18 protein-coding genes are annotated in these 24,695 nt (G+C 33.1%); 13 read left to right on the top strand and 5 right to left on the bottom strand.

Annotated elements, in window-relative coordinates; genetic code table 11:
• The first annotated feature begins 69 nt into the window (after window positions 1-69).
• The 8 genes from ACODSB_RS09620 to ACODSB_RS09585 all read left to right on the top strand — a co-directional run bounded on the left by ACODSB_RS09620 (window position 70) and on the right by ACODSB_RS09585 (window position 13,524).
• Window positions 70-1,854 carry a chloride channel protein gene (locus tag ACODSB_RS09620; protein ID WP_488936864.1) on the top strand — a complete coding sequence of 595 codons (1,785 nt, stop codon included), beginning with the start codon at window positions 70-72 and terminating at the stop codon, window positions 1,852-1,854.
• Window positions 1,855-1,917: 63 nt separating this feature from the next.
• A complete protein-coding gene (locus ACODSB_RS09615) occupies window positions 1,918-2,871 on the top strand; it encodes a Fic family protein (RefSeq protein WP_488936863.1) in 954 nt (317 codons plus the stop codon).
• A 101-nt stretch (window positions 2,872-2,972) separates the two neighbouring features.
• Window positions 2,973-5,804: an excinuclease ABC subunit UvrA gene (uvrA, locus tag ACODSB_RS09610; RefSeq protein WP_488936862.1), complete on the top strand. Its 2,832-nt coding sequence runs from the start codon at window positions 2,973-2,975 to the stop codon at window positions 5,802-5,804.
• 273 nt (window positions 5,805-6,077) lie between these two features.
• Window positions 6,078-6,206, top strand: coding sequence for a hypothetical protein (locus ACODSB_RS09605; RefSeq protein ID WP_488936861.1), 129 nt, complete (start codon window positions 6,078-6,080; stop codon window positions 6,204-6,206).
• A gap of 397 nt (window positions 6,207-6,603) precedes the next feature.
• Window positions 6,604-6,963: a cupin domain-containing protein gene (locus ACODSB_RS09600; RefSeq protein WP_488936860.1), complete on the top strand. Its 360-nt coding sequence runs from the start codon at window positions 6,604-6,606 to the stop codon at window positions 6,961-6,963.
• 194 nt (window positions 6,964-7,157) lie between these two features.
• Entirely contained in the window at window positions 7,158-7,886 is a 729-nt protein-coding gene (locus ACODSB_RS09595) for an LOG family protein (RefSeq protein WP_053470674.1), read from the top strand.
• A gap of 291 nt (window positions 7,887-8,177) precedes the next feature.
• Window positions 8,178-10,925: a gluzincin family metallopeptidase gene (locus tag ACODSB_RS09590; protein ID WP_488936859.1), complete on the top strand. Its 2,748-nt coding sequence runs from the start codon at window positions 8,178-8,180 to the stop codon at window positions 10,923-10,925.
• A 187-nt stretch (window positions 10,926-11,112) separates the two neighbouring features.
• Window positions 11,113-13,524: an alpha-ketoacid dehydrogenase subunit alpha/beta gene (locus ACODSB_RS09585; protein ID WP_488936858.1), complete on the top strand. Its 2,412-nt coding sequence runs from the start codon at window positions 11,113-11,115 to the stop codon at window positions 13,522-13,524.
• Window positions 13,525-13,738: 214 nt separating this feature from the next.
• Here ACODSB_RS09585 and kdsB read toward each other — a convergent pair whose 3' ends face one another.
• The 3 genes from kdsB to ACODSB_RS09570 form a co-directional block, all read right to left on the bottom strand.
• The gene (gene kdsB / locus ACODSB_RS09580; protein ID WP_488936857.1) at window positions 13,739-14,473 is read right to left on the bottom strand and encodes a 3-deoxy-manno-octulosonate cytidylyltransferase; all 735 of its coding nucleotides are present in this window, start codon (window positions 14,471-14,473) and stop codon (window positions 13,739-13,741) included.
• 55 nt (window positions 14,474-14,528) lie between these two features.
• The gene (gene ygiD, locus ACODSB_RS09575; RefSeq protein ID WP_488936856.1) at window positions 14,529-15,359 is read right to left on the bottom strand and encodes a 4,5-DOPA-extradiol-dioxygenase; all 831 of its coding nucleotides are present in this window, start codon (window positions 15,357-15,359) and stop codon (window positions 14,529-14,531) included.
• A gap of 165 nt (window positions 15,360-15,524) precedes the next feature.
• Complete coding sequence (locus tag ACODSB_RS09570) at window positions 15,525-16,934, bottom strand: ATP-dependent DNA helicase (protein ID WP_180858851.1); 1,410 nt, start codon at window positions 16,932-16,934, stop codon at window positions 15,525-15,527.
• Between the two features lie 344 nt (window positions 16,935-17,278).
• Here ACODSB_RS09570 and ACODSB_RS09565 point away from each other — a divergent pair, with 344 nt between their 5' ends.
• Window positions 17,279-18,100 carry a DUF3822 family protein gene (locus tag ACODSB_RS09565; RefSeq protein WP_053470930.1) on the top strand — a complete coding sequence of 274 codons (822 nt, stop codon included), beginning with the start codon at window positions 17,279-17,281 and terminating at the stop codon, window positions 18,098-18,100.
• The gene (locus tag ACODSB_RS09560) at window positions 18,097-18,702 is read left to right on the top strand and encodes an RsmD family RNA methyltransferase (protein WP_053470668.1); all 606 of its coding nucleotides are present in this window, start codon (window positions 18,097-18,099) and stop codon (window positions 18,700-18,702) included. The genes ACODSB_RS09565 and ACODSB_RS09560 overlap by 4 nt, the downstream gene beginning before the upstream one ends.
• Before the next feature lie 83 nt (window positions 18,703-18,785).
• On the opposite strand, the gene ACODSB_RS09555 is transcribed toward ACODSB_RS09560, so the two are convergent.
• The gene (locus tag ACODSB_RS09555; RefSeq protein ID WP_488936855.1) at window positions 18,786-20,903 is read right to left on the bottom strand and encodes a TonB-dependent receptor domain-containing protein; all 2,118 of its coding nucleotides are present in this window, start codon (window positions 20,901-20,903) and stop codon (window positions 18,786-18,788) included.
• Window positions 20,904-21,272: 369 nt separating this feature from the next.
• On the opposite strand from ACODSB_RS09555, the gene ACODSB_RS09550 reads away from it, so the two are divergent.
• From ACODSB_RS09550 to ACODSB_RS09540, 3 genes are all read left to right on the top strand, one after another.
• Entirely contained in the window at window positions 21,273-22,631 is a 1,359-nt protein-coding gene (locus ACODSB_RS09550) for a sensor histidine kinase (RefSeq protein ID WP_488936854.1), read from the top strand.
• A gap of 10 nt (window positions 22,632-22,641) precedes the next feature.
• Window positions 22,642-23,328 (top strand): response regulator transcription factor, encoded by a 687-nt coding sequence (locus ACODSB_RS09545; protein WP_488936853.1) that lies wholly within the window; start codon window positions 22,642-22,644, stop codon window positions 23,326-23,328.
• Between the two features lie 91 nt (window positions 23,329-23,419).
• Window positions 23,420-23,614 (top strand): hypothetical protein, encoded by a 195-nt coding sequence (locus ACODSB_RS09540; protein WP_053470664.1) that lies wholly within the window; start codon window positions 23,420-23,422, stop codon window positions 23,612-23,614.
• A 76-nt stretch (window positions 23,615-23,690) separates the two neighbouring features.
• Here ACODSB_RS09540 and ACODSB_RS09535 read toward each other — a convergent pair whose 3' ends face one another.
• Window positions 23,691-24,608, bottom strand: a complete 918-nt coding sequence (locus ACODSB_RS09535) for a ketopantoate reductase family protein (RefSeq protein ID WP_488936852.1) — start codon at window positions 24,606-24,608, stop codon at window positions 23,691-23,693.
• Window positions 24,609-24,695: the final 87 nt, after the last annotated feature.

Raw genomic sequence — 24,695 nt, 5'->3', positions numbered from 1 at the left:
TAGAAAAATTTGACAAAATCGAATGTTTAAAGCTAAATTTGCATTCTCCGTAACTTTTTTAAAAATACAATGATAAAAAAACTTTTCCGAAGATTAGAAAGCATTATTGCTTTGGCTCAATCTATTTTGACACCAAAGCAATTCATTTTTTTATCCAGTGTTTTGGTCGGAATTTCGTGCGCGTTTGCAGTAATCATTTTAAAAACATTTGCACATAGCGTTTTTTCATTTGCAACTTACCTAAGCGGAATTTTAAAATTAGGTTTCATTAATAGTATCCTTCCTATAATTGGTATTGTACTAACTGTTTTAGTAGTGAAAAAAGTTTTAAACGGAACTATCCAAAAAGGGACTTCACAAATATTATATGCTGTTGCCAAAAAGGCAAGTATAATTCCGAAAAAGCAAATGTATGCGCAGATTGTCACAAGCTCTTTGACTGTAGGTTTAGGAGGATCAGCAGGTTTAGAAAGCCCAATTGTAATTACGGGAGCTGCTTTTGGTTCCAACTATGCACAAAATTATAAATTAGCTTACAAAGACAGAACTTTACTTATTGGCTGCGGGGTTGCGGCTGGAATTTCGGCAGCTTTTAATGCACCAATTGCCGGAGTTCTTTTTGCTATAGAAGTTCTTCTGGTCGATGTTAGTATTTCGGCTTTTACGCCAATTATGATTTCGGCAGCGACCGGAGCTTTGGTCTCGGCAATTGTATTAGACGAAAGCATTCTTTTATCTTTCAAAAAACAAGAAACTTTTGATTATCATAATATTCCCTTTTATGTAATTTTAGGTGTTTTAACAGGCGCAATTGCGGTTTATTACTCTAGAAATTTTCAAAAAGTAGAGCATTATTTTTCAGAACTAAAAATGGGTCCTTATAAAAAAGCCCTGATTGGTTCTTCGCTTTTGGCACTTCTTATTTTTATCTTCCCAACATTGTTTGGTGAAGGTTACGAAAGTATCAAAATCCTATCAGAAACTGATCCCGGGCAATTATTAGACAATACTTTATTTGCCAGCTGGAGAAACAATCAATGGGTTTTACTGCTTTTTGTGGGCTGTACCATGATGATAAAAGTATTTGCTTCGGGACTTACAATTGGAAGTGGTGGAAACGGTGGAAACTTTGCTCCTTCCCTATTTTTAGGTTCTTATCTGGGTTATTTCTTTTCTAAATTTATCATTCTGACTGGTTTAGCAAAACTACCAATAAGTAATTTTACAATGGTTGGAATGGCCGGAATCCTGAGCGGATTATTTCATGCGCCGCTTACCGCGATTTTCCTTATTGCAGAAATTACCGGAGGTTATGGATTGATGATTCCGCTTATGATTGTTTCATCAATTAGTTTTGCGATTTCAAAACGTTTTGAAAAATATTCGCTTGATGTAAAAAATCTGGCTAAAAAAGGACATGCTTTTACCAGCAATAAAGATTCTAATATTTTATCGACTTTAGATATCGACACAATAATCCAAACCGATTATTTAACGGTTTCTCCAGAAGAACATTTAAGCAAATTAGTAGATCTTATTTCGCACTCCAATCAGGTAATTTTTGCTGTTGTAGATAATGAAAGAGAACTTGTTGGTGTTGTACATTTTAATGATATCAGAGAAATTATTTTTAATGCGTACCGCGTAAAATATACTTTGATCAAAGATGTGATGAAAACTCCGCCGGCTACAATTTCTTCAAATGACAGTATGGAGATTGTAATGACCAAATTCGAAAGATCTAAAACTGCTTTTCTTCCCGTTTTACGAAATGAAAAATATTTCGGTATGATTTCAAAGTCTATTGCACTTGAAGCTTATAGAATGAAACTTCGTTCCATGACAATAGAATAAGCTTAATATCGGATAAGTTAAAAATTTGCAGTATCCGATATTAAGAAGTACTTTTGTAGGATTATGTGGAACATTGACTTAACATACAGAGAAGAATTTCAATCAACATTTGATCGATTGTACCAAAAAAGGCTTGATTTGCAAAACAGCAGACCATTGCCCAACATCGCTTTACACAAAATTCGCGAAAGCCTATCACTCGAATGGACCTACAATTCAAACAGTATTGAAGGAAACACAATGAGTTTGCGCGAAACCCAAATGGTAATTCAGGAAGGAATCACCATAAAAGGAAAATCGCTTCGGGAACATTTTGAAACACATAATCACGATAAAGCAATTGATTATTTATATTCAATTGTAGATGATACTTACAAACTTCGAAGTATTGATATTCTTTCCATTCATGGTTTAGTTTTACGTTCTATTGAAGATGATTTTGCAGGTCGTTTACGAAATGGCGGCGTTCGAATTTCGGGAGCTAATTTTATGCCTCCAAACGCTAATAAAGTTTCAGATCTTCTTGATGAATTAATCGATTTTGTCAATACAAATCCTTTAGGTTTAAACGATATAGAACTCGCAACAATTTATCATCATAAATTAGTCTGGATACATCCATTTTTTGATGGAAACGGGCGTACCGTTCGTTTAAGTATGAATTTGTTATTAATGCGCTGTGGTTTTCCGCCAGCAATTGTCCTTAAAAACGATAGAAAGAAATATTACGAAGCACTAAATCAGGCAAACAATGGCAATTATCAAAAACTAACCCTTTTAATGTGTCAGGCACTAGAACGAACGCTAAATATATATTTAACCGCAATGCCGGGAAGCAGTTATGATTATCAACCTATCATAAATATTGTAAGCGAGCCAGAAGCCACTTATGGTCAGGAATATGTAAGTTTATTGGCTCGAACAGGTAAAATTGACGCTTATAAAGAAGGCCGAAATTGGTACACAACCAAAGAAGCCATCGAAGAATATATGGCAACAAGAAAAAGAAAACGCTAGTTTAGGCTAGCGTTATTTTGTTACAATTTTTAACATAAACTTCTATACTCTAGTACTAAAAGAACAAATCAAAGTGGTAACTTTGCGTTTTGCTCAAATTTATGCTAGATAAAGACAATACTATTGAAGTTCTTGGCGCAAGAGTTCATAATCTAAAAAATATCGATATTTCTATTCCGCGTGAAAAACTTGTTGTTATAACAGGTCTTTCGGGTTCGGGAAAATCATCATTAGCGTTTGATACGATTTATGCTGAAGGTCAGCGTCGTTATGTAGAAACTTTTTCTGCATATGCGAGGCAGTTCCTTGGCGGGTTAGAACGTCCTGATGTTGATAAAATCGACGGACTTTCACCGGTTATCGCAATTGAACAAAAAACTACCAGTAAAAGTCCGCGTTCAACTGTGGGAACTATTACTGAAATATACGATTTCCTTCGACTTTTATATGCTCGTGGTGCTGACGCTTACAGTTACAACACCGGAGAAAAAATGGTTTCCTATTCTGATGAGCAAATTAAAGATTTGATTATTCAGGATTATAATAGTAAACGCATTAATATTCTGGCTCCGGTAATTAAAGCCAGGAAGGGTCATTATGCCGAATTATTCCAGCAAATTACCAAACAAGGATTTTTGAAAGTCCGTGTAAATGGTGAAGTTCAGGATTTAGTTGCTGGAATGAAACTGGATCGTTACAAAACTCACGACATTGAAATTGTAGTCGACAGAATGTTGATTGAAAATACCGAAGACAATCAAAAACGATTGGCTGAAAGTATTAATACAGCCATGCATCATGGCGAAAACGTATTAATGATTTTAGATCAGGACACAAACGAAGTTCGTTATTTCAGTAGAAATTTAATGTGTCCAACAACCGGAATTTCGTATCAAAATCCAGAACCGAATTTATTTTCTTTCAACTCTCCAAAAGGCGCTTGTCCGCATTGTAACGGATTAGGAACGGTTCACGAAATCAATGTAAAAAAGATCATTCCAAATCCGAAATTATCAATTAAAAGCGGTGGATTTGCTCCGCTTGGCGAATATAAATCTTCGTGGATTTTTAAGCAGTTAGAAACTATTGGAGAAAAATTCGGATTTAAGATTACAGATCCAATTGAGAAAATTCCGGAAGAAGCTATGCAAATGATTTTGTATGGAGGAAAAGATAAATTTGCTATCAACTCAAAAGATCTTGGCGTAACAAGAGAATATAAAATTGATTTTGAAGGAATTTCAAACTTCATCAAAAATCAATATGACGAAAGCGCAACAACAAGCATAAAACGCTGGGCAAAAGATTTCATGGATGAAATTAACTGTCCGGTTTGCGAAGGTTCACGTCTTAAAAAAGAAGCTTTATTTTTCAGGGTTAATGAAAAAAATATCACCGAATTATGTGATATGGATATTTCAGATTTAACGGCTTGGTTTCAGGATTTGAATAAGCATTTAACTGAGAAACAGCTTTTAATTGCTTCTGAAGTTGTAAAAGAAATCAAAGATCGTTTGAACTTTTTAATGAATGTTGGTTTAAATTATCTGGCTTTAAGCCGAAGTTCAAAATCACTTTCGGGCGGTGAAGCGCAGCGAATTCGATTAGCCACACAAATTGGTTCACAGCTGGTTGGTGTTTTATATATTTTGGATGAACCGAGTATTGGTTTACACCAAAGAGACAATGAAAAGCTGATCAAATCTCTGGAACAATTACGTGATATTGGAAACTCGGTTATTGTGGTTGAACACGACAAAGACATGATTGAAACCGCTGATTATGTAATTGATATTGGTCCAAAAGCCGGAAAATACGGGGGAGAAATCATCAGCATTGGAACTCCGGCAGAAACTTTAAAATCGAACACAATTACCGCTCAATATTTGAATGGTAAAATGAAATTAGAGATTCCGAAAGAGCGACGAAAAGGAAACGGAAAGTTTTTAAAATTAACCGGAGCAACAGGAAATAACCTGAAAAATGTTTCGATAGAACTACCTTTAGGACAATTAATCTGTGTTACAGGAGTTTCAGGAAGTGGAAAATCAACATTGATTAACGAAACGCTCTACCCTATTTTGAACGCTTATTATTTTAATGGTGTAAAAAAACCACAGCCTTATAAAAAGATTGAAGGTTTAGAACATATTGACAAAGTAATTGATATTGATCAAAGTCCGATTGGAAGAACACCGCGTTCAAATCCAGCGACTTATACCGAAGTTTTTACTGAAATCAGAAACTTATTTACCATGACTTCTGAAAGTATGATCCGTGGTTATAAAGCCGGACGTTTCAGCTTCAATGTAAAAGGCGGACGCTGCGAAACCTGCGAAGGTTCTGGGGTAAGAACTATCGAAATGAACTTTTTACCAGATGTTTATGTGGAATGCGAAACTTGTCAGGGAAAACGTTTTAACAGAGAAACGCTCGAAATTCGATATAAAGGAAAATCAATTTCGGATGTTTTGGACATGACTGTTGATGAAGCGGTTCCGTTTTTTGAAAACATTCCGAAAATTCACAGAAAAGTAAAAACAATTCAGGATGTTGGTTTAGGTTATATTACGCTTGGTCAGCAAAGTACAACACTTTCTGGAGGTGAAGCGCAGCGTATCAAACTGGCTGGAGAATTATCTAAAAAAGATACTGGTAATACTTTCTATATTTTAGACGAACCTACAACTGGATTACACTTTGAAGATATTCGCGTTTTAATGGATGTTATCAATAAACTGGTTGATAAAGGAAATACAATCTTGGTTATCGAACATAATATGGACGTTATTAAACTTGCCGATTATATTATTGATATCGGTCCTGAAGGCGGAAAAGGCGGCGGACAATTAATCGCAAAAGGAACTCCTGAAGAAGTAGCGAAAAATAAAAAAAGTTATACGGCTAAGTTTTTGAAAAAAGAACTGGAATAAACATATTGTTATTAATGGGATGATTTAAAATCCGTTGTGTAAAATCAATAACGGATTAAAATCCATTATATCGAAATCTCTAACGGATTAAAATCCATTATATTGAAACCTCTAACGGATTGAAATCCGTTTCTACAATATGTACCGTTCCTTCGGAACTCTATTGTTGGGGCAAATCGACATTTTCAACGGATTAAAATCCGTTGCTACCGATATTTCGCTCCTACGGAACTTTTTATTAAAAAACTTAAAAACAAAATCATTTCAGGAATTATGGAAGATGATATTGAAATTCCTATTGAGCATCAAAAAATAGTTCTGAGTAGAATTGAAGCTAGTAAAGCTTCACCCAAAAGAATGTTAGATTGGGATGAAGTTTCAGAGAAAATAATCCAAACATAAATAACTTAAATCTACCGAAATCTCCATGAATTATAATTTAGTTCCGTAGGAACCAAATATCGGTAGCAACGGATTTTAATCCGTTGAAAATACGGACGCGTCCCAACAATAGAGTTCCGAAGGAACGGTACATATTGTAGAAACGGATTTCAATCCGTTAGTTTTTTTTGACACAACGGATTTCAATCATAAATTCAATTCCAACAAAACTATTCCTATTTACGCATCATTTTTAATCTCTTGATTATTAATCTTCAAGCAAAATAACTAACAAAGAAATGTTACATTTCAATTAATAAATCTACATTTTTATAACAATTCTTAAAAAAAGCACTAATTTAGTACGCCCTTTTTGTCAACGCTTTTTCATTTTGACGAAAAGACTAAGATATAATCTATGAATCTAAAAGACAAATTCAGTAATGTTGAGCAATATTTTTCGCCTAAAATAATTGACGAAGTAAATGATCAATATATTAAAGTGGCTAAAATAAAAGGTCAGGAAGTTCCGTGGCACAATCATGAAAATGAAGATGAATTATTTTATATTGTCGATGGCGAACTTTTAATGGAAATTGAAAATGAACCAGCAGTTACGATGAAAAAAGGTGATTTGTTTGTGGTAAAAAAAGGAGTAAATCATAGAGTTTCGTCGGCAGAAGAATGTTTGATAATGCTGATAGAATCTAAAACTACAGAACATACCGGAAAGGTAAAAAGCAACATTACAAAATCAATTGAAGAACAAACGTATTAATAAAGAATTCTTCGAATAAACCAATTGTTTAATTGAAACCTAATGCCCTAGCCCTGATGGGAACGGCATCTTTTTGTGGCGGGGTTCGCCACAAAAAATATAGTGGACAGCAGGATTAGCTCCTTCCTTCGACTACGCTCAGGATGACATAAAAGAAACAGCTTAATAAAATATAAATAATTAAAATACCTAAAATGAGATTAGAAGATTTTGATAATGATGAGGATAAAGTAATCCAGGACAGTTTAAAACAGAAAACCTGGAATGAAATTAGAACAAATGACAGCTGGGCGATTTTTAAAATCATGTCCGAATTTGTAAATGGTTACGAAAGCATGGGGCGTATTGGTCCGTGTGTATCTATTTTTGGTTCGGCGAGAACAAAACCAGATGACAAATATTATTTACTTGCAGAAAAAATTGCTTTTAAAATTAGTAAAGCTGGTTATGGTGTAATTACGGGAGGAGGCCCGGGAATTATGGAAGCCGGAAATAAAGGTGCGCATTTAGGCGGCGGAACTTCGGTTGGTTTAAACATCGAACTGCCTTTTGAACAGCATTTTAACCCTTATATCGATCACGATAAAAACCTGAATTTCGATTATTTCTTTGTGAGAAAAGTTATGTTCGTTAAATATTCACAAGGTTTTGTGGTTATGCCGGGAGGTTTTGGAACGCTTGACGAAATGTTTGAAGCGATCACTTTGATTCAGACTAAAAAAATTGGAAAATTCCCAATTATTTTGGTTGGAGTTGAGTTCTGGTCTGGTTTATTGGATTGGGTAAAAACAGTTTTGGTAGAAAAAATGCAAACTGTAAGTCCTGAAGATTTGAACTTATTCAAAATCGTTGATACTGAAGATGAAGTTGTTGATGTTTTAGATAAATTCTACAAGAAATACGACTTAAGTCCGAATTTCTAAAATATTTGTAGGGTAAATAAATTTTGTAAGATTAAGTATTCTTAAAAAAATCTGCACTTATTTTACCTATAAGGTTAAATTTACACCTATAACGATATAAAAATTGAAAGCTGTTTTTTAAAACAGCTTTTTTTATGCTATTTTTACATAAAGCCATGAATAAATTTATGCACGAAATTTTAGATATATTTATAATTTTTACGCCAATTCTTGAAATCAATATATAAAATTGTAATTCTCATTTTTGTTTTATTTAGTTCAATAAAACAGTATGCACAACATCAGTCTAAGATGGAAGTGGCGGTTAATGTTGAGCTAAAAACGCTGAATGTAAAACAGGATATTACGTATTTTAATACTTCAAATGATACATTGGTTTCAATTGTTTTGAACGATTGGAATAATGCTTTTGCAGACAAAAACACACCTTTGGCAAGACGATTTTCTGATGAGTTTTATCGTGGTTTTCATTTGGCAAAAGCCATTGAAAGAGGAAATACGACCATTTTAAATCTAACAGATTCGGGTTTTACGGCGCTTGAATGGGAAAGAACAGATAAAAACCCAGATTTTATTGTGGTTAAACTAAACCAAAAATTATTTCCGGGTGAACAAATTACATTGCATATCAATTATATTTCGAAAATTCCGAGTGACAAATTCACGCATTATGGATTTAATCAAAACGGAATGAATTTGAAAAATTGGTTTTTAAATCCTGCTCGTTTTGAAAATCATCGTTTTATAAGATATAACAACTTTAATCTTGACGATATTGCAAATGCGGTTGTTGATCATGAAGTTGAAATAAAAATCCCGAATGATTATTCGATTACGACAGATTTAAATTCGGTTTCAAAAGATATTTCAAATTCGGCATTTACCAATTATTCTTTCTCGGGAAAAAACAGATCTGACTTTAATTTATTTATTGAGAAACAAAATAATTTTAAGAGTTATGATAATGGAACAATCGAAGTTCTTTCTGATTTAAAAAATAAAAAAATCAGCGAGGTTCAAAAAGCGATTATAATTGATAGAGTTGCTGCATTTGCAAATGAATTTCTTGGTAAATATCCTAATGAAAAAATTACGGTTTCGCAGGCAGATTATGAGCGAAATCCTTTTTATGGCTTAAATCAGCTGCCTTCTTTTATCAGTCCGTTTTCTGATGAATTTATGTTTGAAGTAACATTCTTCAAAACTTATTTGAACAATTATTTGAAGAATTCACTTCGTCTTGATCCTCGAAAAGACAATTGGGTCTATGACGGAATCCAGATTTATGCCATGATGAAGTATATGGAAGAAAATCATCTGGATGAAAAAATGCTGGGAAGACTTTCGAAAATGAAACTTTTTAAAAGTTACAATATTACCAACCTGACTTTTAATGAGCAGTACAGTTATTATTATATGCTGATGGCTCGTAAAAATCTGGATCAGCCGCTTGGAGATCCAAAAAATACGCTGATAAAATTTAATGAACAAATTGCAAGTAAATACCGCGCGGGTTTAAGTTTGAGTTATCTTGATGATTATTTGAACCATAATATTGTTCTGGAGAGTATTCAGGAATTTTATAATCTGAATAAAACGAAGCAGACAAATCGTTATGATTTTGAAAAAATCCTGACTGAAAAAAGCCCAAAAAATATCGACTGGTTTTTTAGAACGATAATCGATTCACGTGAAATTATTGACTATAAATTTACGCATGTTTCTAAAACGGCAGACAGTATACAATTCTCTATAAAAAATAAAACTGATATTTATGCTCCAATTCCTATTTATGGTTTGAAGAAAAATGAAGTTGTTTTTAAAGAATGGATTGAACCTAAAAAAGCAGATTCTGTTTATCAGTTTGACCGAAAAAATGCTGATAAATTAGTTATCAATTACGATAATGAAGTTCCTGAATTCAACCAGAGAAACAACTGGAAATCATTAAAAAGTCTGGTAATAACTAATCGTCCTATAAAATTTAATTTTGCAAAAGATCTTGAAGATCCTTATTACAACCAGATTTTATATATTCCGACATTGACATATAATTATTATGACGGATTAACACCAGGAATTCGTTTTCATAATAAAACGATATTAGATAAACCTTTTACTTTTGATATTAATCCGGCCTATTCCATAAAAGCGGGAACAATTTCTGGTTCATCTGCTTTTTCTTTGAATCAGTTTTACCGAAACAGTACTTTATATAATGTACGCTATTCTATAAGTCAGAACTATTTTCATTATGCGCCAGACGCTACTTATCTGCGATTAAATCCTATGGTGCAGCTGCGTATTCGCGAAGAAAATTTTAGGGACAATAGAAAACAGCTTATTTTGTTTCGTCAGGTAATTGTAAACAGAGAAGCAAGCGCATTTATTACAGACAATTCTAAACCTAATTATTCTGTTTTTGACGCCCGTTATGTAAACACAAAAACAGAACTGGTTAATCATTTCAATTTTATGACTGATATTCAGTTTGGCGGAGGCTTTGGAAAAGTTTCTGGAGAAGTTGAATACAGAAGGTTATTTGAAAATAATCGCAAAATAAATTTAAGATTGTTTGCCGGAAGTTTCTTGTATAATAAAACAAATACTGATTATTTTAGTTTTGGTTTAGATAAGCCTACAGATTATTTATTTGACTATAATATTTTGGGAAGATCTGAAACTAGTGGGATTTTCAGTCAGCAATATGTAATTGCCGAGGGAGGTTTTAAATCAAAAATAGATCCTTCATTTGGTAATCAATGGATGACAACTTTAAACGCCAGTTATGCTTTATGGGACTGGGTTGAAGTTTATGGCGATGTTGGACTTTTGAAAAATAAACATCAAGATGCCTTTTTTGCATATGACAGCGGAGTGCGGTTAAATCTTGTTCCAGACTACTTTGAACTTTATTTTCCTGTCTATTCGAATAACGGGTGGGAAATTTCTCAAAAGAATTACAACGAAAAAATCAGATTTGTTATTACTTTGTCACCAAAAGCATTAGTCACTCTTTTTACCCGAAAATGGTTTTAATTAAATAAATTTTAATCAAAAACATAAATTATTATCACAAAAAAGATAAAAATCATAAAAATAACACAATTAAAGTGCGTAGTTTTCTGTTTTTAAATACAAATAATTAAATTATATTTATTTTAAAGAATTATGATTATTGATTGTTTTTAAGTAATTTCGCAGTCTTAACATGACCCACAAGATTATGATAACAGAAAAAAGCAATACTACTTTAACTTTTGAAGATTTCAAAACAGAGGTATTGAACGACTACAGAATTGCAGTAACTAGCCGTGAGTGTAGTCTTTTAGGTCGTAAAGAAGTATTGACAGGAAAAGCCAAATTTGGAATATTTGGTGACGGAAAAGAAGTACCGCAGCTTGCAATGGCTAAAGCCTTTAAAAATGGGGATTTCCGCTCTGGTTATTATCGCGATCAGACTTTTATGATGGCGATTGGCGAATTAACTCCTAAGCAGTTTTTCGCAGGCTTATACGGTCATACTGATTTAGCTCATGATCCAATGTCTGCCGGAAGGCAAATGGGCGGGCACTTTGTAACGCACAGTTTAAACGAAGACGGATCGTGGAAAGACTTAACAAAACAAAAAAATTCAAGCTCAGACATATCGCCTACAGCAGGACAAATGCCAAGATTATTGGGATTAGCTCAGGCTTCTAAAATTTACAGAAACGTTAATGGAATCACCATTAAAGATAAATTTTCTGTAGATGGAAATGAAGTTGCCTGGGGAACAATAGGAAACGCAAGTACGTCTGAAGGTTTGTTTTTTGAAACTATAAATGCTGCCGGAGTTTTACAAGTTCCGATGGTAATGAGTGTTTGGGATGATGAATACGGAATCTCGGTTCACGCCAAACACCAAACTACAAAAGAAAACATTTCTGAAATCCTAAAAGGATATCAAAGAGATGAAGATTCTAAAGGTTATGAAATTTTTAGAGTAAAAGGATGGGATTATGCAGAGTTGGTTTCGACCTACGAAAGAGCGGGTGCAATTGCACGTGAAGAGCATATTCCGGTTTTAATTCACGTAAACGAATTAACACAGCCGCAAGGCCACTCTACTTCTGGTTCTCACGAACGTTATAAAAATGCCGAAAGATTAGCCTGGGAAAGAGATTTTGACTGTATTCGTCAAATGCGTTTATGGATGATTGCTATTAATATTGCATCTCCGGAAGAATTAGCAGAACTTGATTTTGAATTAAAGAAAGAAGTTCTTGAAGCTAAAAAAGAAGCGTGGAATGATTTTATCAATCCGATTATCGAAGATCAAAAAAATCTTTTGGATTTATTAGAGCAAATTGCAGAAGCAAGCATTAATCATAAAGATAGAATCAGAAAATATATTTCAGAATTAAGTGCGATAAAAGCGCCTTTAAAGAAAGAAATTCTGGTTTACGCAAGAAAGATTCTTCGTTTTATAGAAGTTCCAAACAGTAAAGTTCTTCTATCAAACTGGATTACAAATTTTATTGGAGAGACTCAGGGAAAATTCAGCAGTAACCTGCATTCAGAATCGGCACAAAATGTATTTTCTGTAGAAAAAGTACTTCCTGAATATGCCGAAAATGCAAAACCGGATTTAGACGGAAGAATGATCCTTCGTGATAATTTCGACGCTTTATTCAGCAAATATCCTGAAACTTTGATTTTTGGAGAAGATGTTGGAAACATTGGCGACGTAAATCAAGGTCTTGAAGGCATGCAGGAAAAATACGGAGAACTTCGTGTTGCCGATGTCGGGATTCGTGAAGCGACTATTATTGGTCAGGGAATTGGAATGGCATTGAGAGGTTTACGCCCTATTGCTGAAATTCAATATCTTGATTATTTATTGTATGCGATTCAAATCATGAGTGATGATTTAGCTACTTTACAATACAGAACTGTTGGAAAACAAAAAGCACCATTAATTATCAGAACTCGCGGGCACCGTTTAGAAGGTATCTGGCATTCTGGTTCTCCAATGGGAATGATTATAAATGCAATTCGCGGAATCCACGTTTTGGTTCCAAGAGATATGACTCAGGCTGCAGGATTTTATAATACTCTTTTAGAGTGCGACGAACCTGCCTTAGTTATTGAATGTTTGAACGGTTACCGTTTAAAAGAAAAAACGCCTTTAAACTTTGGTGAATTTAAAACGCCAATTGGTGTTGTTGAAACATTAAAAGAAGGTGCCGATATTACTTTAGTTTCTTACGGATCAACTTTAAGATTGGTTCAACAAGCCGCTGAGGAATTATTAGTTTTAGGAATTGACTGCGAAATTATTGATATTCAGTCTTTACTTCCGTTTGATATTAATAAAGATATTGTGAAAAGTGTCGCTAAAACAAATCGCCTTTTAGTAATTGACGAAGATGTTCCGGGCGGAGCTTCGGCTTACATTTTACAACAGATTCTGGAAGAACAAGATGCTTACAAATATCTTGACAGCAAACCACAAACACTTGCTGCAAAAGCGCACAGACCAGCTTATGGAACTGACGGCGATTATTTCTCTAAACCTTCTGCAGAAGATATTTTCGAGAAAATTTACAGCATGATGAATGAAGTTAATCCTTCTAAATTTCCTAGTTTATACTAAGGATTTAGAATGTTTTAGATAATAAAAAAAGCTCCAATATTTTGGAGCTTTTTTTATGTTTTTACCCAAACTGACCACACTGTTTTGTCATTTCGACGAAGGAGAAATCTCCGCGAGAAACTCCGCAATTTTAATCAATCTTTGTCGAGCTACTTACGGAGATTTCTCCTTCGTCGAAATGACAAGATTATGGATATTTAAATTACCAAATTAATTAAATATCTCTCAACATGGCTCTGGCTCTTTCTAAATCCTCTGCCGTATCAATCCCAATTCCAACATGCGTTGTTTCAACCATTTTTATGCGTTTTCCGAACTCTAAATATCTTAACTGCTCCAATTTCTCAGAAGCTTCCAAAGATTTCATAGGAAGACTGTAAAAATCCAATAAAGCTTGTTTTCTAAAAGCATAAATCCCGATGTGCTGAAAATAACGAACTCCAGCTGCTGCATCTCTCGGATACGGAATTACAGATCTTGAAAAATACAAGGCAAATTGCGATTGATCAACCACCACTTTTACATTATTCGGATTATTGATTTCGTCTTCATTTGTGATTTCTCGCATTAACGAAGCCAAATCAATCTTTTTATCTTCATCATTTTTAAAAACCGATAAAACCTGTTCTAAAGGCCCTGCTTCTGTAAAAGGTTCATCGCCTTGTACATTTACTACAATATCAACATCAATATTCGCAACAGCTTCGGCAATTCGGTCACTTCCGGATTCATGTTCTTTGATGCTCATTATGGCTTTTCCGCCGTTAGAAACAATTTCGTCAAAAATTAAATCAGAATCGGTTACAACAAAAACATCGTCGAATAAATTTGTTGAAACCGCAGCTTCGTATGTTCTTAAAATTACTGTTTTACCTCCTAAATCCTGCATTAGTTTTGCAGGAAAACGTGTTGATGCGTATCGCGCCGGAATTACCGCTATTATTTTCATTTTTTATGTCATTGCGAGGAACGAAGCAATCTCATCCTCATTATTAATTTATATTTTATAATATTTTTACCGAAGTCATACTCAATGAACCAGCCAACAATTTATCATTAAACAAGTTCAATTCTTCTGATTTTTCTTTTAAACCTAAAGTATACAGCAAAGGTATATAATGATCTGGAGTTGGAATTGCAATTTGAACTGCTTTACTCATTTTTTCGTACTCGATTAACGGCTGAAAATTTCCATCCAATAAATAATTATTTACGGTTTCTCTGGCTTCAATTGCCCAATCGTAACCGTAATTATCTTTATCAAAATTTCTGAAATCAACTAAACGAAGATTATGCACAATATTACCGCTGCCAATAATCAAAACTCCTTTATGACGCAGCGATTGTAATTTCTGAGCCAGTTCAAAATGATATTGTCCTGATTTAGTATAATCAATACTTAACTGAATTACGGGAACATTTGCTTCTGGATATAAATGTTTAATTACACTCCACGCACCATGATCTAAACCCCAATGTTCATCTAAATCTACCTGAACGGGATCTAATATTTTTTGAGTTTCTAATGCCAGTTCGGGACTTCCTTTTGCGGGATACTGCACATCAAAAAGTGCTTGCGGAAATCCTCCAAAATCGTGAATGGTTCTCGGCATTTCCATTGAAGTTACTTTTGTACCTTTTGTAAACCAATGTGCCGAAATACACAAAATCGCATTAGGCTGCGGTAATGTTTTTGCCAGATTTCGAAAACCAGCCACAAACTGATTTTCTTCAATAGCATTCATTGGGCTGCCGTGTCCTAAAAACAAAACCGGCATTTTATCTGTATTCGAAAACGTAGACGAAATCGAATGTAAGTCGTTTAGTGTTGTCATTTTCTAAAGTTTTTTTTCGCCACGACCCGAGCGATAGCGAACAGGCGAAGCAATTTCACGAATTAGCACGAATTATTTTTTCTTGCCACAGATTAAAAGGATTAAAAAGATTTTTAAGTTTGCTTTTAAAATCAGTGAGAATCTTTTTAATCTGTGGCAAAAAAACTATTCCTCAAAACTCTCGTCTTTAAATCCTATCAAATATAATTTATTTTTGGCACGCGTCATTGCTGTGTAAAGCCATCTTATATAATCATGATCGATTCCGTTTGGTAAATACGGCTGTTCTACAAAAACCGTATTCCATTGTCCACCCTGCGATTTATGACACGTTATGGCGTACGAGAATTTAACCTGTAAACCATTAAAATATTCGTTTTCTTTTACCTTTTGAAATTTCTTATATTTTGTCGATTCATCTTCATAATCTTTCATTACTTCTTCATACAAACGATTTGATTCTTCGTAGGTTAATGATGGAGATTCACTTTTTATTGTATCTAAAATCAATACCGTTTCAAAAGGTTTTTGATCCGGATAATCGACCATTCTTATTTTAACTCTTGCAAAAGTAAAACCGTACAATTCTTTAATCCCGAACATTTCCAAAACCTCAATAATATCACCATTGGCAATAAACCCGGCTTCATCAGTTTCTTTAAGCCAGAAATAATTGTTCTTTACAACCATTAAAAAATCGCCTACAGAAAGCTCGCTTTCTTTAAACAAAATTCGGGTTCTAATTTGTTCGTTGTATTGATTTGCCCTTTTATTGGAACGGACGATAAAAGCCGTATCTTCAATACTATAATTGCTGTAAGCTGTATTTATCGCATCCTGAATATCATATCCATCGGTTAACCGAACAATATCTTTAAACTTTTTCACATTGAATTTAAACTCCGTAATAAAACTTTCTTTCAAAAGTTCACGTAATTCAGTTGCATTAAATAAAATTCCCGAACTTTCTTCCTGACGCATCACTTCGTCCAATTCAATATGTTCGATTTCTTTATCATAATGCACGCCTAAAGTATGCGTATCTAAAGCCGGGCTAATGTCTAAATTTACCGGAGGAAGCTGCGCTGTATCTCCTAAAAGAATCATTTTGCAATTCGTTCCAGAATACACATAATTAATCAAATCATCCAGAAGTGAACCGCTGTCTAAAGTACTGTCGGAGATCATCGAAGCCTCATCGACTATAAAAATCGTGTTTTTATGTTTGTTAACTTGTCTGGTAAAAGCCACTCCTCCACCCGATGATTTTTTAGGAAAATAGATCTTCTTATGAATCGTAAAAGCCGATGTATTGGAATAATTCGCTATTACTTTTGCCGCGCGTCCGGTTGGTGCGAGCAGAACAAACTTTTTATTAATATCGCCCAGATTGTTTACGATTGTCGAAATCACCGTTGTTTTTCCGGTTCCGGCATATCCTTTTAGTACAAAAATGGTGTTGTTTGCTGGTTCGGTCAAAAAAATGGCGATTTTTTGAAAAAAAATATCCTGTTTATAAGTAGGTGCAAAAGGAAATCTTTTTTGCAAAACGCCGTAAAACGATGCTGAATTCATAAGGTAAATTTGAAACACAAAGTTCGTCTTTTTAAATGGCAAAGTCAATAATATAAAACCATATAAGTGATATAAGTAAATTTAAGTTTTAAACTAAGCGTTCTAACTTTTTGAATTCACATAACTTATATGTCCTAAAAAAATCAAAACAAACATCCAGTAAGCTTAAATTACTTATATCACTTATATGGTTTAAAAATATAACGCAACGATAATGCTCTGCTAACCTTCTTGTAATATTGTTTTTTAAAATTGCAATTATATTAGTTGCTTTTAAATTTGTAAGTTTGTGGTCACCTAAATTCTTTATTGAAACAAAACAGGTAACGAATTGTAAATCAATTATGTCAATACACAATACTAATATTACATCAAAAAATTACAAAAAACTTTCGATTCAGGTTTCGCTGAACGGATTCTCTTTTTGTTGTTTTGATACCTTAAATAATACGATTACTGCTTTTAATGAAGTTCAGTTTGATAGTACTCAAAAACAGAATAAAATTGAAGATTTATACGCTTCAGCTTTTAAAAATTATTCTGAATTAAAAGAAACTTATGACGATATTTTAGTCATTCACAATAACAATCTTTCAACTTTTGTACCAACGCCGTTGTTTGATGAAGATTATTTAGGAAGTTACCTGCAGTATACTACAAAAGTGTTTGAAACTGATTTTTTTACTTTCGATCAAATCACCAATTACGACATGCATTCGGTTTACATTCCGTATATCAATATCAATAATTTTTTAATTGATAACGTTGGTTCTTTTGATTACAAACATGTTAACAGTATTTTGGTCGAGAAAATTTTGGAAGGCTCAAAAAACAATGACGAGAAAAAAATGGTTGTAAATTTCAATCCGGAGCATTTTGAAATTATCGTGGTACAAAATCAAAAGCTATTGTTATTCAACTCTTTTGAATATCAAACTCCTGAGGATTTCATTTATTACATCCTTTTTACAGCCGAGCAATTAAATTTAAATCCTGAGATTTTTCAATTGGAACTGCTTGGAACAATACACCAAAACGATCCGTTTTACGACATTGCTTACAAATACATCCGTAATATTTCTTTTCTTGACGTTAGCGCTTTAAAGGAAAAAAACAACTACACAACAGCTCAGAATCAAAAACATTATATCTTATTTCAATCATGAGAATCATTTCAGGAAAATACAAAGGGCGTAGGATATTCCCACCAAAAAACCTTCCTGTAAGACCTACGACTGATATGAGTAAAGAAGCATTGTTTAATGTTTTGAATAATCATTTTAGTTTTGACGGCTTAAAGGTTTTAGATTTATTTTCGGGAACCGGCAATATCAGTTATGAATTCGCTTCACGCGGAAGCGCACCCATTACCTCAATCGACGGTGATTTTGGATGCGTTAAATTCATCAAACAAGTTTCATCAGAATACGATTTTGACATTGCAGCCACTAAAAGTGACGTTTATAAGTTCTTGGAAAACTGCAAAACTTCGTATGATATAATTTTTGCCGATCCGCCTTACGGATTAGATCAGGCTGCGTTTGAGAAAATTGTTCTTACTGTTTTTGAAAAAGAATTACTTTCTGAAGATGGAATGATGATTATCGAACATTCAAAATATACCAAAATGGATCATTTGAGTAATTTTTCATTTCAGAAAAGTTACGGCGGTTCGTTTTTTAGTTTCTTCGAATTGAATTCTACAGATGATGATGAAGAACTTCCGGGAGAATCTCCATTAAAAATTGTTGAAGAAGACGAAGGGTAATCTATATCAATTTACAAATTTTTAAAATCCCAAATTCCAAGCTTCAATTGGAATTTGGGATTTTAATTTTGGATTTTTTCATTTTATCTAATCCTGTTTTCGTTTTCATTCACATTCTTTTCCTTAAATTCGGTTTCTTTTACTTTCCCAAAAGAATATTTAACCGAAATCGAAATTTCATGAGCATCAACAATATATCTTGCTTTTGAACTAGTATCGTTAATTGTAAATTCTTCTGTTTCAATTACATTTTTAAATACATTATTCCAGCTCAAAGTACAATTCCATTTTTTTAGGAAAGTTTTAGAAAGCGCCATATCAACAACAAATCTGGGATTTCTTTCAAAAACACCTTTCTTCTGTTCGGTTAATCCCCAAAAACTTAAAACGAAAGTATAATTTTTTGGGAGCTTAAATTCGTTGTTAGAGTAATAATATAAATACGGTTTTGAGTCTAAAAATTCAGCCGAAGGATCTTCTATTTTTTCGAGAATAAAAACCAATGAATTAGTTGTTGTCCAAAATTTATATGCAAAAGGCAGTTCAAAATCGAGGCTTAAACCTGCTTCTTTATCAAAATTTATATCTTTAAAAGTCATTATATTTTGACTTTTATCATAGAGAAAACTATTATAAACCGGATTTTTATTTTGCCAATAACTCACTTTAACCGATTTATCATTGTATTGAAAAGTCGATGAAATTTCATTATTAAATGTTGGCCCTAAATTGATATTACTCGCGTATATAAAATACGGATTTATATAAGTCGCAATATTACTTAACGACGAATAATTGGGACGTGAAATACTTTTGGCATAATTCAAACTAATATTTTTAGTGCTGTCTATTGCCATAGAAAACTGTACTTTCGGGAAAAGATTCGTGTAATTTTTATCGATCAAAGCCGAAGCATCCGTTCTATATTTGCCGCTTACATTGGTGTTTTCAACTCTAAGTCCGGCAGAAAAAATAATTTTTTTAATTTTTCCCGAAAGCTGTGTATAGGCTGCTGAATTCTCTTCTTTAAAATCATAATCTAAAGCCGTATTTTTATTTTCTTCAAAATCAAAAATAGTGGTATTTGATTTGGATTTTGCTGCAGAATAAAGTCCGCCGTATTCCAGGTTAAATTCGTTTTTAAACTTTTTTTCCAAATCAATTCTTCCCGAAAAAACATCAACATTAAACTTTTGGTTTCGGTTTTGAGACAAAGCCAATTCAGTATCGTTATAATTATTTTCAACCATCGTTGCTAAATTCTGCTGAAAATTCGAATATTGAAAACCTGCAAAAAGCTGTGTATTAATTGCTTTAATCTTTTTTGAATAATTCAGAAATGAGTTTACAAAATTCTTTTTACTCGAATTATCGCTCGAGGTCAAAACATTGTTTTCAACGTTTTCATTCTTATTATGCGTAAAGGTATTTATAGGAAAAGTGTCTGTTCGAAGTCTGGAACTAACATTAAACGAAAAATAATCGTCGTCATTTATTTTATAAAATAAGCCGCCGCCAAAAATATATTGCTTTCGTTTTGTTTCGGCCATAACATCATATTTTGAAGCAATATCAGCATTTTGAATTTGATAATCAATACTATGACTTTCCCACGGATTGAGTCGGTTGTAATTAAAATTGGCTTTCCATTCGAATTTGTTTTTCTTGAAACTCGTATTCAAACCGAGATAATTATTATAGTTTTTCTTGAAAGAAGCAACTTCAGAAATTTCAGTTCTAAAACTGTCTTTTTTGCTGAATTTTCGAGTAATCAAAATTACCGAACGCCCTTCGGCTTCATATTTTGCAGATGGATTCTGAATGATTTCTATCGTTTTAATATCGGCGGGAGCCAAAGCATTTAAATCGTTTATTCCCACTTTTTGATTATCGATATAAATCAGCGGATTTCCTTTGCCTACAACGGTAATATTTTCTTTGTCTGAACTTAGCAGAACGGTTGGCAGTTTTGACAGTAAATCGACTGTATTTGGAATTGCATTATAAACAGAATTAGCAACATCAACTTTAATGTTTCCGTTTGTATTGGTAAATGTTTTTTTATTTTGAGTGATAACAACTTCTTTTAATTGTTCATTTGAAATGGAATCTTTCGGCGTTTCATTTTGAGCTTTCACGGCAAATGAAAGACAAAAAAGTAAAATTGCAAGAAGAAGTTTTAACGGCAGATAAATATTCATTTTTAAAAGTTTTTGATTTTGTGATGATGCAAAAATGCTTCTAAAAAAGCGCTGCGTAGGTTAATTGAAGGTTAATGCGGAGTTAACGTCATTTTTGTTCCATAAAAGCATTATTTTTGGGTGGAGAAAATGGGCCGCGGATTTTACGGATTAAACGGGTTTACGCTGGTTTATTTTTTTAAGATTTAGTTTAAATATAATCTGTGCAAACCTGTTTAATCCGTGTTATTAGTGTGCTATAATTTCTCCCGCAGATTTTACAGATTAAGCAGATAAATTAATCAGCTAAATCATTTAAATCTGCGAGAAAAACAAAAATAAAATCTGTGCAAACCAGTTTAATCCGTGTCATCCGCGGGCCAAAAAAAAATGAAACAAAGAATCAATTTATTAATAGCATTTTCGGTTGTGGCGTTGATCGTTTTGTCGACTGTGCAATGCTATTTGGTAAAAACCACTTACGATTATAAAGTGGCGCAGTTTCATACGCAGATTAAAAATGAAATTGCCCAGATTTCTAATAATTACAGCGATATTGATTCGGTTTTAGTTTCCAGAAAAGAAGCACTTTATACTCAATTATCCGAGAAATACATTCAGGGAAAAAATTCCAAAATTGACATTAAAAAAGGGATTTTAGAAAATGAATACCGAAGTGCATTAACGGCACAAATTCAGCGAAAATTCGAAAGAGATTTACCTAATTTTAAAATTGATTTTGCGATTGTTCTCAACAAATTCATTTTGTACAAAAACACCAAAAAAGCCGACACAATTTTCTCTGAAAAGCCTTTTATTCAAAACAAATTATACGGAAATCTGGCTTCGCTAAATCATGCATTTTTAGTCCGAAATTATGTTGGAACAACCAATGGAATTTTTGAAAATCAGGAATATCAATTATTGACGGAAGATTCAATGTATGTTTCGGTTATCGACTGGGAAATGATTATTTTAAGGCGAATGGCTTTTATTCTGGTTTTGTCTTTATTCTCGATTCTCACACTTATTACTCTTTTTTTAATTGCCCTTAAAGCTTTAATCAAACAGAAAAAAGTAAGCGATGTAAAAACCGATTTTATCAATAATATTACACACGAACTCAAAACGCCTTTGGCAACTTTAGGTATTTCGACCAAAATTCTGGAGCAGAAAAACATTCGTGAAAACGATGAAAACTTCAATGCAATTGTCAATACCATTTCACGTCAAAACAATCGTCTTCAAAGTTTAATCGATCAGGTTATGGCAAATTCATTAGCCGAAAATGAAATTGAACTTCAAAAAGAGAAAATCGAAACGGAAGATTTCCTGCAGACAATTGTAAATGATTTTAAAATCACGTATCCTAAAATTGGTATTAAAACTGATTTTCAGACTCAAAAAACGAATTTGATTCTGGATAAATTTCATTTAACAACGGCTCTTTTAAATGTTTTGGAAAATGCTGTAAAATACGGTTCGAACACGATTATTGTAAAAACGAAACAAGTTGAAAATCAATTTTCGATTAGTATTGAAGACAACGGAATTGGAATTGCAAAAAACAAACAATCGCTTCTTTTTGAGAAATTTTATCGCGTAGAACACGGAAATCTTCACAACACAAAAGGTTTAGGTTTAGGATTGTATTATGTTGCCCAAATCGTAAAAGCGCATCAGGGTTCTGTTAACGTGATTAGTGATTTAGGAAAAGGAACTCAGTTTACTATTTTATTAAAAGTTTAATTACCCTATTTTGAAAAAATTACTTTTAGCTGAAGACGATCATGATTTTGCAGCGATTTTAAAACAATATTTAGAACTTCATCAATTTGAAGTAATCTGGGCAGAAAATGGCGAAATAGCTTTGGACTTTTTCAAAAACCAAACTTTTGATATTTGTGTTTTTGATGTAATGATGCCCAAGTTGGACGGATTTTCATTGGCCGAAAAAATAATTACAATCAATCCAGAAACTCCATTCATTTTTTTAACGGCAAGAAAGTTAAAAGAAGACAAAATCATTGGATTAAAGCTTGGTGCAGACGATTATATCGTGAAACCTTTTGAAGTCGATGAACTGGTTTTGCGTTTGCACAATATACTGAAGAGAATCGAGCAAAAAAGAAGTCTTGACGGAAATAATAGTATTGAAATTGGTTCGTATGTTTTTGACAACGAACGTTTAACGCTCAATAATAAAAATCACGTGCAGCAACTCACAGAGAAAGAAGCCGCTCTTATTGAATATTTATATCTCAACCATAATCAGTTATTAAAGAGAGATGATATTTTAATGTCTGTTTGGAAAAAAGATGATTATTTCTCTGGCCGAAGCATGGATGTTTTTATTAGCAGGCTTAGAAAATATTTTAATTCAGATCCAAACATAAGGATCGAAAGTGTTCGAAATATTGGTTTAGAGTTTAAGATTCTAAAGTAATCCTGCAAATCATATAAGTTTCTTAAACAATTGTATAACAACAATTAATAGTTATGATAATACATTTGTTAGGAACTTAAAATCTAAAATCATGAACCTAAAAAGATTTTTCGGAGGGTTGTTGACAATCCTCGGAATTGTAGGACTTATTTATACTGCCGTTATTTTTGCAGGTACTTCTGGTGAAACCAGAGATGTTAAATCATTAATTATTTATGGCATATTAGGAATTGTTTTCTTTATGTCAGGAATTAGTTTAGTTCGTACTACAAAGGACGAAGCGTAATATTTTTTTTAAACACATAGAAACATAGTTCTCTTTAGTTTTAATTAAACTTTATTTCTATGTGTTTAAAAGAAATCTATTTAACCAAAACAGAGGCAATCTTTTCATAAAGAGGTGTTTTTACGCCGTATTTTTTTCCTTCATTTACCACAAATTGTGTGAGTGACAGCGCTTCGGTATTTTTTCCTGCCAGTAAATCCCTGTGCATAGACGAAGTCGCTTCTTTTGGCGATTTTTCTAATTTTTGAATGCTCTGTGCTACAATATCATGCGGTAATTTTAAACCTTTTGCCTGCGCCACATCTTCAATTTCATGAAGCAGTTCTATGTAGGTTACTTTCGATTCTGAATTGCTTAAAATTTCACCAATACTCTGGTTTAAATAAGAAGTTGCAGATGCTAAAGCTGAAATAAAAATGAATTTTTCCCAAACAGTTTCCTCTATATTCTCCACTAAATAACTTTCGACTTTTGCTTTTTGAAGGATGTTTTGTAATTCTTCCATTTTTGAAAACGAAGCTGTTTTAGATCCAAAAAACAGCTTTTCATAAAATCCGATTCTACGGATAGTTCCAGGTGAAAAAATCATCGAAACAATGTAAACGCAGCCTTGTAAAACTTCATTATCGGGTAGTATTTTTTTAATTCTTTCCTGCGCGTCAACGCCATTGTATAACGGAAGAATTATAGTTTCTTTTTTAATGCAGCTTTTTAACGAGGTGAAACTTTCTTCAATATCATACGTTTTTGTTGTACAGATTAAATAATCCAAAACACCAATTTCTGACGGATCATTCGAAACCAAATTCGGATGAACAATCATTTCAGAATCATCAGTTACAATCTTTAATCCGTTTTCGGCAATCGCTTTTTGAGTTTCGCCGCGTGCGATAAAAATGATTTCAACATCATCAGATTTGTGATAGGTTTTCGCCAAAAGTCCGCCGAAATAACCTCCAACGCCTCCAAGTCCTAAAATTCCAATTCTTTTCATAATAAATCAATTTAATGCTAAAAATTAATGCCACAAAGGCGCTAAGTCACAAAGTTATTTTAAGCCCAAAAAGAAAAACAAAAACTT

The sequence above is a fragment of the Flavobacterium sp. FG68 genome, from assembly GCF_057808895.1.
Note: the sequence above shows the minus strand (reverse complement) of the source record. Positions and strands in the feature narration are given on the sequence as shown.